The organism is Escherichia sp. F1, from assembly GCF_046764225.1.
Lineage (GTDB): Bacteria > Pseudomonadota > Gammaproteobacteria > Enterobacterales > Enterobacteriaceae > Escherichia > Escherichia coli.
In genome coordinates this window covers 61,122-74,949 of record NZ_CP177202.1, presented here as the reverse complement: position 1 = coordinate 74,949, position 13,828 = coordinate 61,122, and the positions used below count along the sequence as shown (strand labels likewise).

The following is a 13,828-nucleotide window of genomic DNA, read 5'->3' as shown; positions in this document are numbered from 1 at the left end:
CTCGCCGGGTACGATTGAGACGTACCCGGCATTTCTTAAATTGATTACAACGTAATTGTCAGCGCATTCCCTTGAGGCGTCACCACCAGCCCCTGCTCACTTTCAGCCTGCGAACCACCTTGCAGACCATTTACTTTCACAACATTGCGCAAGCACAGTGTCCAGTTCTTCGCCTCGCCCGCACCAGTCACAGTAATCGTGTTACCAGTACGTGTTGCTTTTAGAGTAAAGATCACCGAACCGTCAGCAGCGGGCACTTCACAAAGAGCTTCATGCCCGTCTTGCAGATTAAAGAGCTGGAATGCCGTGCCTTCGTGCCACGCGTAATCGGGACGTTGCTCGTTGTTGCCCAGCGCCAGTAGGGTGTTATCACGCACATAAACGGGCAGACTCAGGAAGCTGTGCTGCTGTTTATGCCAGCGACTACCATCGAGTTCATCGTTGTGCCACAGATGTGTCCAGCGACCTTCCGGCAAGTAGAACTGCACATCGCCCGCTTCAGTGAACACCGGCGCAACCATCACGTTGTCGCCTAACATGTATTGACGGTCAAGGTAATCACAAGCCGGATCGTCCGGGAACTCCATCATCATGGCCCGCATCATCGGCGTACCCTGCGCGTTCGCACGAGCAGCTTCACGATACAGATACGGCATCATGCGGCATTTCAGTTGCGTGAAGAAGCGCACCACATCACAGGACTCATCATCGTAGGCCCACGGCACACGATAAGATTTGCTGCCATGTAAACGGCTATGGCTGGAGAGCAAACCAAACGCGCACCAGCGTTTGTAAACGTGCGCCGGAGCGGTATTCTCAAAGCCGCCGATATCGTGGCTCCAGAAGCCAAAACCTGAAAGGCCAATAGACAAACCACCGCGCAGGCTTTCCGCCATTGATTCGTAGTTAGCGTAACAGTCACCACCCCAGTGTACCGGGAATTTCTGCGCACCAACGGAGGCCGAGCGAGCAAACAAGACGGCTTCTTCCTCGCCAACGGTTTCCTTGAGCACGTTCCACACCAGTTCGTTGTAGATGTACGCATAATGGTTATGCATTTTCTGCGGATCGGAACCGTCAAACCACTGAACATCGGTTGGAATACGTTCGCCAAAGTCGGTCTTAAAGCAATCAACGCCCATCGCGACCAGACCTTTCAGTTTGTCGGCGTACCATTTGCAGGCATCCGGATTGGTAAAGTCATAAATCGCCAGACCTGGCTGCCATTTATCCCACTGCCATAACGAACCGTCCGGGCGTTTGAGTAAATAGCCTTTCTCTTGTAACTCTTTAAAGACAGGGGATTTTTGCCCGATATAGGGGTTAATCCAGACACAGATTTTTAGCCCTTTCGCTTTCAGGCGGCGGATCATCCCTTCCGGGTCCGGGAAAGTCAGCGGGTCCCACTCAAAATCGCACCACTGGAAGGCTTTCATCCAGAAACAGTCAAAGTGGAAAACATGCAGTGGCAGATTGCGTTCCGCCATACCATCGATAAAGCTGTTTACCGTCGCCTCGTCGTAGTTGGTGGTAAATGAAGTGGTTAGCCACAGGCCGAAGGACCACGCGGGCGGCAGCGCCGGACGACCAGTAAAACGGGTATAACGATCAAGTACCGCTTTCGGCGTCGGGCCGTCGATAACAAAGTATTCGAGATATTCACTCTCAACGCTGAACTGCACTTTGGAGACTTTCTCCGATCCCACTTCAAAAGAGACGCATTGAGGATGATTGACCAGTACCCCATAACCACGGTTAGTCATATAGAACGGAATATTTTTATACGCCTGTTCAGTACTTGTGCCGCCGTCCCGGTTCCAGGTCTCTACCGTCTGGCCATTGCGCACCAGCGCAGTAAAGCGCTCTCCCAGACCGTAAACTGTTTCGCCAACGCCAAGATCCAGCCGCTCAAACATATAATTTCGTTGATTATTCGTGTCCTGCACGTAGCCATTATTTTTCACCTGACTACCGGTAATACGTTCGCCGTTACGCAGAAAATCCAGTGACCAGAACTCACCTTTGCTGACACGCGCACTTAAGTTGCCACTTTTAAACTCAGCGTAACGTTCTGTGTTTTCGATTGTGACCTTCACGTCCTGCAAAATATTGAGCGGGTAATGAGGACCGTTATTCAGCGCCCCCTGAAAATGCTCAATCCGTACACCGACAATACCTTCCTGTGGGGAGAAAAAGCGCAGCGTAAATAAAGGCGTGTCAAGCTGCCAGGTACGTTCACGTACATCACGGGGGGCAGCATAGACCACCATTTCATTACCCTGCTGTTCAACCTCGAACACCTGAAGCGGGTGAATCAAATTGAGGCCAGGTTGAATCAACCAGTTTCCATCGCTAATTTTCATTGCCGTTCCTTAGTTCTGCACTTCTTGAGAGGTGAATTGTTGCTGGCAACGGCGTTTGCCCTGGGCCAGCTGTTCCATAACGGTTTTCAGATTGTGCGTCGTGAGTGAGTAGTAGCGTTTAGCGATAATCGCGCTCAGCAAGTAACAGATCGCCGGAACAATCGTGAATAGCGCGATAATGATGCTAATCGTGGCGCTGTTCTGCGCTTTTTCTGCCGCATCATATCCGCCATAAGCCAGCATCCAGCCGATAAGAGCGCCGCCGAAGGCCAACCCCAGTTTGAGCACAAACAACGTGCCAGCAAAACTGATCCCGGTCAGGCGTTTACCATTGCACCACTCGCCGTAGTCGACGGTATCGGACATCATTACCCACTGGATAGGTGTCACCAGTTGATGCAACACACCAATCACGAAGATGAAGACAAACATGGTGATGCTGGCCTGCATAGGAACAAAGAACATCGCGAGGCTAATCACTGCCAGCAGGGCGTTAGTCCACCAGAAGATAGTGACTTTACATTTCCAGTCGGTCAGCGGTTTCGCCAGTGCGGAACCAATCAGGTTACCTACGCAATAAGTGGTGAGAAAAGCGACAAACACTTCCGGCGTGCCCAAAATCCATGTGACGTAATACATCATCGCTCCACCGCGGACGCACACCGCCAGGATATTGAAAATGGTTAGTAAACCGACAATCCGCCACTGGTCGTTTTGCCAGATATCACGTAAATCTTCCCGCATAGACGTCGTTGTAGGTGGTGCTTCAACGCGTTCTTTAGTGGTGAAGAAACAGAATGCCAGCATCATGAATGCCACCACGGAAAGGACCGCGATACCGCCCTGGAAACCGAGTGGTTTATTATCACCGCCAATTAAATTAACCAGTGGCATCATCAGAACAGTAGAGAGCATGCCTCCCGCGGTCGCCAGCACAAAACGCCAGGATTGCAGCGAGATACGCTGAGTCGGGTCATTGGTGATTACACCACCCAATGCGCAGTAAGGGATATTGACGACGGTATAAAGTAAGGTAAGTAGGGTGTAAGTAATTGCTGCATAAATCATTTTTCCGTTCATACTGAGATCTGGCGTGCTATAGGCCAGTACACAGACGATCCCAAATGGCAGTGCGCCAAACAGTACCCACGGACGAAATTTACCCCAGCGAGAGCGCGTTCGATCGGCCAACAACCCCATGCAAGGATCGGAAATCGCATCCAGTGCACGAGCGACCAAAAACATGGTTCCGACAAATCCGGCAGGTATGCCAAAAATATCGGTATAAAAGAACATCATATATAACATTACGTTATCGAAAATAATGTGGCTGGCGGCGTCTCCCATGCCATAACCAATTTTCTCTTTAACGGACAACACTTCACTCTTCATCTGCTTTTCCTTGATGCTATAGGGGTGCTGAGACCGATAACGCATTTTGTAAACCATCCCTGTGAGAGCGAATATTCCGATATCTGGTTATTAATTTATGATTCTTGTTTTATGTGATCGTGGTAGCGTTAATTCCGCTCATATATCATTGTAAAATATGGGTTTTATATGAATTATAATGCTTTCGTGATAATACGCTGCGTGTATTAGGCGGAAAAAACTGATCTGGGGGATGTAGAAACTCAAGGAAGTAGCTATAATGCGCCCCGCCTCCATGTAGCAATCGAGGCGCGGAAGATCGTCGTCTCCGGTGAGGCGGCTGGACTTCAAATCCAGTTGGGGCCGCCAGCGGTCCCGGGCAGGTTCGACTCCTGTGATCTTCCGCCAAAATGCCTCTTCTGACATTCTCCAACCCCTTGTAATACTGTCAATCCAGATATTTTCTACTGCTCAATATTCAATCGGCTTCAGGAATACCTGATCAAAGGTTTTATGATGGACGATGAGCGACTGAAGAATCCGCCTGTCGGTTCTTCTGTCCTCGAACGCATCCGCGATATTCGCACCAGCATGCGCCGTGTTTAATTGCAGGTGATTTGCCCCCTGCTGACTCTCAGCCAACTGTATCGCCATTAAGGTGCAGATGTTGTTTTACACGCTCCAGAACACCCTTTTTTATACGACTATTCTATTCCTTTAACCGCTGGCAAAAAAAACTGACCTATAAACTTCACCAATAATCAGACTGCCATCAAGATTAATTTGTTCATTTAATATATCAAATCAACTTGTTTTATTTTTACTATCAAAAAAAGCTCATTGCCTTACTATAATTAATATATAAATTCGGTGATTAATTCTTAACATGCTTTTGCTAATAATCTCAATTGCTGGCCCTATAATATTGCGCTAGCATTGTTTTCTGGTTGTATCAGCGATACTCAAAAATTCTTAATACAATACTCATTCGACTGGTACTTATTTGTAACTCAGTTATATTTTGTCGCCCGGTGATTCAGAAGAATGCAAAAAACGGCTACCACTCCATCAAAAATACTTGATCTCACCGCCGCGGCATTTTTACTTGTCGCCTTTCTGACTGGTATTGCGGGCGCTCTCCAGACTCCCACCCTAAGTATATTCCTTGCAGATGAACTGAAAGCCCGTCCTATAATGGTAGGTTTTTTCTTCACCGGTAGCGCTATTATGGGGATTCTGGTCAGTCAATTTCTGGCAAGGCACTCCGATAAACAAGGCGACCGTAAATTACTGATTCTGCTATGTTGCTTATTTGGAGTGCTGGCCTGCACGCTTTTTGCGTGGAATCGCAACTACTTCATTCTGCTCTCAACGGGCGTACTTCTGAGTAGTTTTGCTTCCACCGCAAACCCGCAAATGTTCGCCCTCGCCCGTGAACACGCCGACAGAACAGGCCGTGAGACGGTAATGTTCAGTACATTTTTACGTGCTCAGATCTCGCTTGCCTGGGTTATCGGGCCACCGCTCGCTTATGAACTGGCAATGGGATTTAGTTTTAAAGTGATGTATCTCACCGCTGCCATCGCATTTGTTGTTTGCGGGCTGATAGTCTGGTTGTTTTTGCCATCAATACAAAGAAATATTCCTGTCGTTACCCAACCCGTAGAAATTTTACTCTCCACCCATAGGAAGCGGGATACGCGGCTACTTTTTGTGGTCTGTTCAATGATGTGGGCGGCGAATAATCTCTACATGATAAATATGCCGCTATTTATTATTGATGAACTACATTTAACCGATAAACTGGCTGGAGAAATGATTGGTATCGCTGCCGGTCTGGAAATTCCGATGATGTTAATCGCAGGCTATTACATGAAACGTATTGGCAAGCGACTATTAATGCTCATTGCTATCGTGAGTGGAATGTGTTTTTACGCCAGCGTACTCATGGCGACGACTCCGGCAGTTGAGCTGGAATTGCAAATTCTAAATGCCATCTTCCTTGGTATTCTCTGTGGTATCGGCATGCTTTATTTTCAGGACCTGATGCCTGAAAAAATAGGCTCTGCGACAACGTTATATGCAAATACCTCACGCGTCGGCTGGATTATCGCCGGCTCTGTTGACGGAATTATGGTTGAAATCTGGAGCTACCACGCGTTGTTCTGGCTGGCGATAGGGATGTTGGGTATTGCGATGATTTGCCTGCTGTTTATTAAAGATATTTAGCTCACCAGTCTGGGCTAAGAAAAATCGGCGTGGCGCAAACAGAGCCATCCTCGCCATTTTTGCTATCATGCCTGCATACATAAACGACAAAACAGTATGCAGAGGGAAAAATGGGTTCCACCAGAAAGGGGATGCTGAACGTTCTGATTGCCGCCGTGTTGTGGGGAAGTTCAGGGGTCTGCGCGCAATACATCATGGAGCAAAGCCAGATGTCGTCGCAGTTTTTGACTATGACGCGTTTGATATTCGCCGGTTTGATTCTGCTGACGCTGTCATTTGTTCATGGCGATAAAATCTTTTCTATTATTAACAATCACAAAGATGCCATTAGTCTGCTGATTTTTTCCGTGGTTGGCGCGCTAACCGTACAGCTCACTTTTTTGCTAACCATCGAAAAATCGAACGCAGCCACGGCAACGGTGCTGCAATTCCTCTCACCGACGATTATCGTCGCCTGGTTCTCACTGGTGCGTAAATCCCGCCCGGGCATTCTGGTTTTTTGCGCTATTTTGACATCGCTGGTCGGGACTTTTTTACTGGTGACACACGGTAATCCGACGTCATTATCGATCTCTCCTGCCGCGTTATTCTGGGGCATTGCCTTGGCATTTGCTGCGGCATTCTATACCACCTATCCCTCAACGCTGATTGCCCGCTATGGCACGTTGCCTGTCGTCGGCTGGAGTATGCTGATCGGCGGTCTGATCCTGCTGCCCTTCTATGCCGGGCAAGGAACAAACTTCGTGGTTAATGGCAGCCTGATTCTGGCGTTTTTCTATCTGGTGGTAATCGGAACTTCGCTAACCTTTAGTCTATATCTGAAAGGCGCACAGCTCATTGGCGGTCCAAAAGCCAGCATTTTGAGCTGTGCAGAACCATTAAGTAGCGCGCTGCTCTCTTTGCTGTTGCTGGGGATCACATTCACATTACCGGACTGGCTGGGAACGCTTCTGATTCTGTCATCAGTGATTTTGATTTCAATGGATTCCCGTCGCCGCGCCAGAAAAATAAATCGTCCGGCGCGGGATGAATGAGAATTACCAGCCAGGCACCGCGCCACCGTTAAAGAGGGTTTCTGCCGCTTTAGCGACTTCGGATGATTGATAAGATTGCAGAAATTCCTTCACGTTTTCTGCATTCTTATTATCTTCCCTTGCTACCAGAATGTTCACATACGGCGAATTTTTATCTTCAATAAATACGCTGTCGTGCACCGGAGAAAGTCCGGTCTGCTGAATGTAAGTGGTGCTGATAATCGCCACATCAACTTTGGGATCATCCAGTATGCGCGGGAGCTGCGCCCCCTCGAGTTCCATAATCTGCAAATGACGAGGATTATCGGTTATATCCAGCGCGGTAGGTAATAACCCTTTTCCCTCTTTCAGAGTAATTAGCTTCTCTTTTTGCAACAGTAAAAGCGCGCGACCAAGGTTGGTCGGGTCGTTGGGGATCGCCACTGTCGCGCCTTCTTTTATTTGCGCCACGGTTTTGATTTTTTTGGAATAACCCGCCATAGGGAAGACAAACGTATTTCCCACCGCTACCAGTTTATAACCATGCGCCTGATTATCTTGTTCAAGAAAGGGTCGATGCTGGAAGACGTTCGCATCAAGCTCGCCATGATTTGTCGCATCGTTCGGTAGCAACGAACCGCTAAATCCTACCAGTTCAACATCGAGGCCATATTTCTCTTTTGCCACCTTTTTAGCGACTTCCGCGACATCTTGTTCTGCGCCATTAATAACGCCCACTTTAATGTGCTTTTCATCGCTGCTGCTCTGGTCGCAACCTGCCAGCAGAATTCCTGCCAGTAATAATGCGGCCCCCGCCCGTAGATGATGTGTTGTCAGTTTCACTTTTTTATCCTTTTTTTAATCGTTAACTGACTATAATGGCAAGATCACTACGATTTAAAAAACGAAAAGCTATCGAATAGAAGAAAAAGGTATAAAAAACTGGCACTTCTTACTGACCACGCAAACACCTTTCGTACAGCATGATGAGAGCGGTAAAAGCAAACTACACTTATGCTTCATTCGATGCACATTTGCAGAAGGTTGCAGCTATGAAGCCAACGATGCTACTCATGATTACCGTATTCCTGACTTTTCCAGCCATTTCTCAGGCCGAGTCGCCATTCAGCTCGCTACAGTCGGCAAAAGAGAAAACCACGGTATTGCAAGATTTACGTAAAATTTGCACGCCACAGGCGTCATTATCAGACGACGCGTGGGAAAAATTAATGTTGTCTGATGAGAGTAACAAACAACATATCCGCGAAGCTATTGTGGCGATGGAGCGTAATAATCAGAATAACTACTGGGAAGCGCTGGGTAAGGTGGAATGCCCGGATATGTGAATTTCGCACACCTCCGCGCTCAGGCCAGCAGCCGCTGACGTACGCTCGCACATCAGTAAATCACCTGCTTTTTCAAATTCCAATCAAAATTGAACCCGTTCATCAGGATTGTGGATAAATTTCCCTCTACATTGTTTTCATTTCATCACATAGAAAATCTTATCTCATTGAAACAATACTTGTTTTTAATGCAGAAAAGGAAGCCCAACGGATGGGCATAAAAATGAGCGAATTTTGATATCACCCCCCTCTAAAAAATGGTGAAGTCTGAACAAAGAATGTTCGAAAGGAGAGAGTAGAGATGGAAAGCGCAAATCAGGATTTAGAAGAAAATAAAGAAATTGCCAGTAAGTTCGAACGTGCATTAGGTATGGGAGCAACACTTGCAGAGCTGCATGGCATTACTCCGGATACCCTTGAAGGCGTTTATGCTTACGCTTATAACTTTTATGAAAAAGGAAGACTTGACGAAGCTGAGCTCTTTTTTAAATTTCTCTGTATTTATGATTTCCAAAATTATAACTATTTAAAAGGATATGCCGCCGTCTGTCAGTTGAAGAAAGATTATCAAAAGGCATTCGACATGTATCATATCTGTTTAATGCTATCTCCCGATAACGATTTCTCTTTAGTTTATTATATGGGCCAATGCCAGATGGGCTTAAAAAACACTAAAATGGCCACGGAGTTATTTAATACAGTCGTAACCTACAGCCAAAATGAAAAAGTTAAAGAGATGGCTACTGCTTATCTTGAACTCTTGACAGCCAATACCGAAGAAGAAGTTCAAACAGAGTGAGTCGGCAAAATGAACATAAACGGAAAAAAGTCTTCTTTTACGCCTGAAGAGTTAATCAGGAAATATCATGAGGAAGCCCCGGTTGATTTAAAAAATAACCATGGCGATAAAATAAATGAGAAGAATAACAATAAACACATTACTTACTTTCCCGTTGATGCCATTTTAGATGGGAATAAACATCTGCCATGAGTTAAATAAAAAAGAATTAATTACACCCGATGATAGCTTAAAAAGGAGGTGAATTATGTCGGCACCGATTACGGGACAAACGATCACGTTTGAACAAATCAGCGAAACATTGCGCACACAGTATAGCGATGCGGAAAAAAGACTGCAGGACAGCAACAAAACGCAAGTTGATCCCATGCGGCTTAATAAAAACCCGAAGTCCCTTGATAACGATATTCGCGCTCGTCTTGAAAACAAACCTATGCTTGCTCCGCCTGAAATGCAGGTTTCAGATTCCGACAACGCCACTACAGCAAAGACGAACGATGCCCGCCTGACAATGATTTTGGGTAATTTAACAGGCATTGCCGATCAGGATATTACAACACGATTGCATAATAACCTTGACAGCACCCTGCTTCGACACGAAATGGTACATAATAAGTTTCGTGAATTAAGCGACGCCTATGCATCCTCATTAGATTCTGCGCAAAAAGCTGACGATATCATGCATCAGGCCAACAATAATTATAATGCGGTCGATAAAAAGGTGCAATCGCTGGAGAAAAAAGTCAACACATTGAATCAAGAGCTGTCGCAACTGCAACCTGGCGATCCGCAATATAATAAAGTACTGACGCAAAAAAATGCGGCTGAAAAAACACTCACGCTGTCATTACAAAAAAAATCGTTAGCTGAGAAATCGTTAAATACAGCCATTATGGATGCTGATGCTGCGATCGGCCAAAGTATGGAAATTTTTGACGAAATTCAACAGCAAGAACAGATTAATAACTTCACCACCAATATTTGCCTGACCCAGGAAAACCAGAAAAACAGAAACGCAACAGCCACATTTATCCTTTTGATTACCTCAGTAATGGAAGTTATTGGTGATACCAATTGCGAATCGATCAAAAATCAATCTGAGGTAATGAAAGAAATCAACCATGTCAGGGAAAATAAACTCAATGAAACAGCGCGTAAATATACTACCACGACTAAAGTTTTAAAAATCATTAATGACTGTGTAACAGTAGCTACCATTGCCATGAGCGCAATCTTAATTGTTGTTGGTCTTCTTGCTGCAGTTCCAAGTGGTGGTTCAAGTATTGCGGGTGCATTGGCACTTATTGGAGGAATAGCGGGCGCAGTAGTATTAGGTGTAGATATCACTTGTCAAATCGCTCTGGGCACCACGGCTACCGGCTGGATTTTAGGGAAAGTTGTAGAAGGTCTTTCGGCTGCGATTAAAACAGTTGATCCCACTCTGCTCGCAATCACCACGCTTCTGGACGTTATTGGTGTCGATCAAGATACGATTGAACTGGTTAAAAGTATTTACGCAAGTGCAGCCGCTTCTATTGTCATGGCGACAGTAATGATTGGTGCAGCTGTAATATGTTCTGTAGCAATAGGGGCCGTTGTTTCTGCATTATCAAAAACAGCCGCCGAAGAAGTCACCAAAGAAATAACAAGCACTATAAAATCAACCATTGAATCAATTATTAATTCAGTTTCAAAAAATATTATAAAGGTATTAGACAGCGTATGCAGCGTGCTACAAACATCAGCCGTAGTGTTGAAGTTGATTGCCAAAATAAGTAATGGCCTGGAGAAAATAGGCTTACTTATCTGTGCAATAGCAACATCGACGATGAATTGTTTTGTTGCTGGTAACTCTGCCGACATGGCAATTTTACAACAGGACATGAGTAATCTATCAAAAACGCGTGAACAAATGCTTTCAGTATTGCAAAGGGTGGATAAAACCGTCGAACAAGAGGTAAGCCAGATGGTACGAGTATTACAACACCGAACTGAAGCCTTAAAATTTGCTTCCCATTCTATCGTATAAGAGGGTTTTAACATGGCCACCTATGAAATTAAAAATGCGTCCAGCACATCTAATATTAACAGTCTTGATAAAACAATCTTTGATAGAGATTATAGTAAAAAAAACAACATACCAAATGATAATAAAATTGTGCGATACTATAACCTTAAAGATATTAATCATGACATAAGCTCTCAGTTTATAATATTAAAAAATACAGACAGAGAAGTCTGTCCGGAACTAAGAATAAAACTATTGGATAATCTTAATTACTCAAGGAGTACGCTAGATAATTTGAGGGGTGACCTTGACCAAGCTACAATTTCATCCAGTCAATCAAGCAGTTCTGCAGAACAGAGTTCTATTAAAATATCTAAATATAATATCCTTGATATGCTAGATAATTTGACCATGCGACAACAGGCTGTTATGGAGGAATTTTTAAGGGTATTCACATCAATGTATAAAGCCTCTGCTATGTCTGAGGCTATTATGAGCAACGTTTTTGAACAACTTGTCCAGTATCAGAAAACAGAAACCGTACACGCTACAATGGCAAGTTCGGCTGGTGTTCTTGCCGGGTCAACAGTTGGCGCAGCCGGAGCTGCAGCATCTGTTGTAGCAAATTTTAGAAGCCCTCCCGAAAAGATGCAAACCCTTACACCTGATCAGAAGCACACTATCAGTGGAACTGATGATAAAACACAGCGAGGATTAAAAAGGGAAGTTCAAGATCAACAAGCTTATCTCAAGCAAATAGATGAAGAAATAAAAACAACAACGAAAGATACAACACTTGATGAAGAACAAAAAGAAGAGACCCTGAAATATTACGATAAAGAAAAAGAAACTACGGAAGAAAAGATTAGAGATAAAAACGAGCGTATTAGTATAAAACATAACAAAAGATATAATAAATATTTTACTATAGGTAAAGCAGATGTACTTTCACAGCTTGTTAATCAATCAACTCAAGCATCACTTAGAATTCTAGAAAGTACTACTCATGCAGAAAAAGACATTGTTGAGCAAGCTAAAAATGTTATGCATTCAGTTATGAGTAGCTATCTGGATCAAATTAATCGTGATGTTCAAGGAAGAGATCAGGCACTTAATTTATTACAGCAAATAATACAAACCATTATTGATACTGATAGCGCTATCGTTCAAGGCATTCGCTCATAAATTATTGCAATAATAGTTAATTATATTTAAGGAGGAATGGCACATGATTAATAAAGATAATAATTTAAATATAGATATTTTACGTCAGCAGAATGCAAACATTCCTCTTAAAGAGGCATCCTCACAAAGTGAGGAGCCTCATCAACTGGAAAACAGCAAAAGCGAGGGTAATTTGTATAACAGCGCCAGTAAGGATAATAATATTGGCGCTATGCTCAAGAAAGATGTTGAAAAACTATCAACTTTAGTCAGTGAACGTAGCCCGCGAAATGAAGACTGGAAATGCCAGCATGATATACAACTTAACTTCGTTAAAAACATGCTCAGAAATTTCCCTGCTGAAAACCTGTCAGAGAAAGGATCTGCGCTCTTACACGAAAGTTATTCGCTGATAAAAAAAGTTCTGCAGCTTACAGAAAATGTTAATACTATTGACGGAAAATTAAAGGATCCCGCTAAAATATTGACCTTGCATAACTCTGTGAGAAAAACCCTAGCTAACGTTGCTCACAACACAACCGGGTCAAGTGCAATGGCATCGACCAAAGATACCTTAAATCACGCTATCGCTTCTTTAGATAGTTCTGCACCTGAAGTAAGAAGTTCAGCAACCAGCAGTACTTTAACGGCCAGTAGTTCAAACGAATTTAAAAGTGATAAATATATATGCAGTGATATTGCTGATTTGATGAGTGTGCTCGGTAGCGACTACCTCGAAATTTATGCGAATAGCGTTGAGATAATGAGCGCATACTGGCAGGACTTCAGTGAACATATCCAAAGCAATATGGGAAAATGGACTCACTCTAATAAAAAAGGCGATGCGATAGTTTTTGACGTCAATGCATTCCAAAAAGCCTTGATGCATTTTTATTATATCGATAAATATCCTAATGGTGACTTTCATTATCACTACAATCCAGACTATGTTTTATACCCTCCGGCACCTGCTGACAAAATTGGTGTTCCACTGGAAGAAGCAGAAAAATGGTGCGCCGCTTTAGGACTTCCGGTAATTCCACCCGATCCCAAACACCGCACACCTTCTCCGATTGTCGAAGTTGAACCGCAAGGTAGCGGTCTGTATGTTATTATTCCCAACCCCCAGATTATTGACAGTATGAGTCAGTCTTCAGACTCAATGGTGCATAGGGACGATAAAGGGAAGGAAAAAAATATATCTAAAGAATTCACCGGCTACGAAATAAGCACAGCTGAATACCAGGCATGGCTGGCGGGTTATAACGGCCAGGCAGAAAACATGAAAACCGACGTGCAGGTTATCACGACTAAATACAGTACAGCCAACTCCACCTACGATACAATTATCAAATTATTATCTTCAACCATTACTGCGTTGTTTGATTCAGCGAAAGATTATTTACGTTTCTGATTAAGTAACACCCACAATTATCGCCCACTATCTGGTCCCGAAAAATGGGACCAGCGTTTCATATTATTAAGCATCAACTTTCATTCATTTCTTCATCACAATCTTACAAAATGAGCGTTTT

At 44.2% G+C, this 13,828-nt stretch carries 11 protein-coding genes, 1 tRNA gene and 1 pseudogene; 10 read left to right on the top strand and 3 right to left on the bottom strand.

Annotated elements, in window-relative coordinates; genetic code table 11:
- Nucleotides 1-44: 44 nt before the first annotated feature.
- Together yicI and ACK8NJ_RS00300 are read right to left on the bottom strand one after the other, a co-directional pair.
- Nucleotides 45-2,363: an alpha-xylosidase gene (gene yicI, locus ACK8NJ_RS00305; RefSeq protein ID WP_411962031.1), complete on the bottom strand. Its 2,319-nt coding sequence runs from the start codon at nucleotides 2,361-2,363 to the stop codon at nucleotides 45-47.
- A gap of 9 nt (nucleotides 2,364-2,372) precedes the next feature.
- Complete coding sequence (locus ACK8NJ_RS00300; RefSeq protein ID WP_000834439.1) at nucleotides 2,373-3,755, bottom strand: glycoside-pentoside-hexuronide family transporter; 1,383 nt, start codon at nucleotides 3,753-3,755, stop codon at nucleotides 2,373-2,375.
- Nucleotides 3,756-4,047: 292 nt separating this feature from the next.
- On the opposite strand from ACK8NJ_RS00300, the gene ACK8NJ_RS00295 reads away from it, so the two are divergent.
- From ACK8NJ_RS00295 to ACK8NJ_RS00280, 4 genes and pseudogenes are all read left to right on the top strand, one after another.
- Nucleotides 4,048-4,142: transfer RNA gene (locus ACK8NJ_RS00295), tRNA-Sec, on the top strand.
- 78 nt (nucleotides 4,143-4,220) lie between these two features.
- A pseudogene (rhuM, locus tag ACK8NJ_RS00290) lies at nucleotides 4,221-4,337 on the top strand (RhuM family protein); the annotation flags it as partial.
- Nucleotides 4,338-4,778: 441 nt separating this feature from the next.
- A complete protein-coding gene (locus ACK8NJ_RS00285) occupies nucleotides 4,779-5,963 on the top strand; it encodes a sugar efflux transporter (protein WP_411962030.1) in 1,185 nt (394 codons plus the stop codon).
- Between the two features lie 110 nt (nucleotides 5,964-6,073).
- Nucleotides 6,074-6,997 (top strand): carboxylate/amino acid/amine transporter, encoded by a 924-nt coding sequence (locus tag ACK8NJ_RS00280; RefSeq protein WP_411962029.1) that lies wholly within the window; start codon nucleotides 6,074-6,076, stop codon nucleotides 6,995-6,997.
- Nucleotides 6,998-7,000: 3 nt separating this feature from the next.
- Here the strand turns inward: ACK8NJ_RS00280 and nlpA are convergent, their stop codons facing one another.
- Nucleotides 7,001-7,819, bottom strand: a complete 819-nt coding sequence (gene nlpA / locus ACK8NJ_RS00275; protein WP_411962028.1) for a lipoprotein NlpA — start codon at nucleotides 7,817-7,819, stop codon at nucleotides 7,001-7,003.
- A 209-nt stretch (nucleotides 7,820-8,028) separates the two neighbouring features.
- Between nlpA and yicS the strand changes: the two genes are divergently transcribed.
- The 6 genes from yicS to ACK8NJ_RS00245 all read left to right on the top strand — a co-directional run bounded on the left by yicS (nucleotide 8,029) and on the right by ACK8NJ_RS00245 (nucleotide 13,707).
- Entirely contained in the window at nucleotides 8,029-8,322 is a 294-nt protein-coding gene (gene yicS, locus ACK8NJ_RS00270; protein WP_411962027.1) for a protein YicS, read from the top strand.
- Nucleotides 8,323-8,623: 301 nt separating this feature from the next.
- Nucleotides 8,624-9,121, top strand: coding sequence for a SycD/LcrH family type III secretion system chaperone (locus ACK8NJ_RS00265; protein WP_411962026.1), 498 nt, complete (start codon nucleotides 8,624-8,626; stop codon nucleotides 9,119-9,121).
- Between the two features lie 9 nt (nucleotides 9,122-9,130).
- A complete protein-coding gene (locus ACK8NJ_RS00260; protein ID WP_001024517.1) occupies nucleotides 9,131-9,313 on the top strand; it encodes a hypothetical protein in 183 nt (60 codons plus the stop codon).
- Between the two features lie 55 nt (nucleotides 9,314-9,368).
- Nucleotides 9,369-11,150 carry a type III cell invasion protein SipB gene (locus ACK8NJ_RS00255; protein WP_411962025.1) on the top strand — a complete coding sequence of 594 codons (1,782 nt, stop codon included), beginning with the start codon at nucleotides 9,369-9,371 and terminating at the stop codon, nucleotides 11,148-11,150.
- A gap of 12 nt (nucleotides 11,151-11,162) precedes the next feature.
- Nucleotides 11,163-12,314: a hypothetical protein gene (locus tag ACK8NJ_RS00250; protein ID WP_024044714.1), complete on the top strand. Its 1,152-nt coding sequence runs from the start codon at nucleotides 11,163-11,165 to the stop codon at nucleotides 12,312-12,314.
- Between the two features lie 43 nt (nucleotides 12,315-12,357).
- Nucleotides 12,358-13,707 carry an IpaD/SipD/SspD family type III secretion system needle tip protein gene (locus ACK8NJ_RS00245; protein ID WP_411962024.1) on the top strand — a complete coding sequence of 450 codons (1,350 nt, stop codon included), beginning with the start codon at nucleotides 12,358-12,360 and terminating at the stop codon, nucleotides 13,705-13,707.
- The last annotated feature ends 121 nt before the right edge of the window (nucleotides 13,708-13,828 follow it).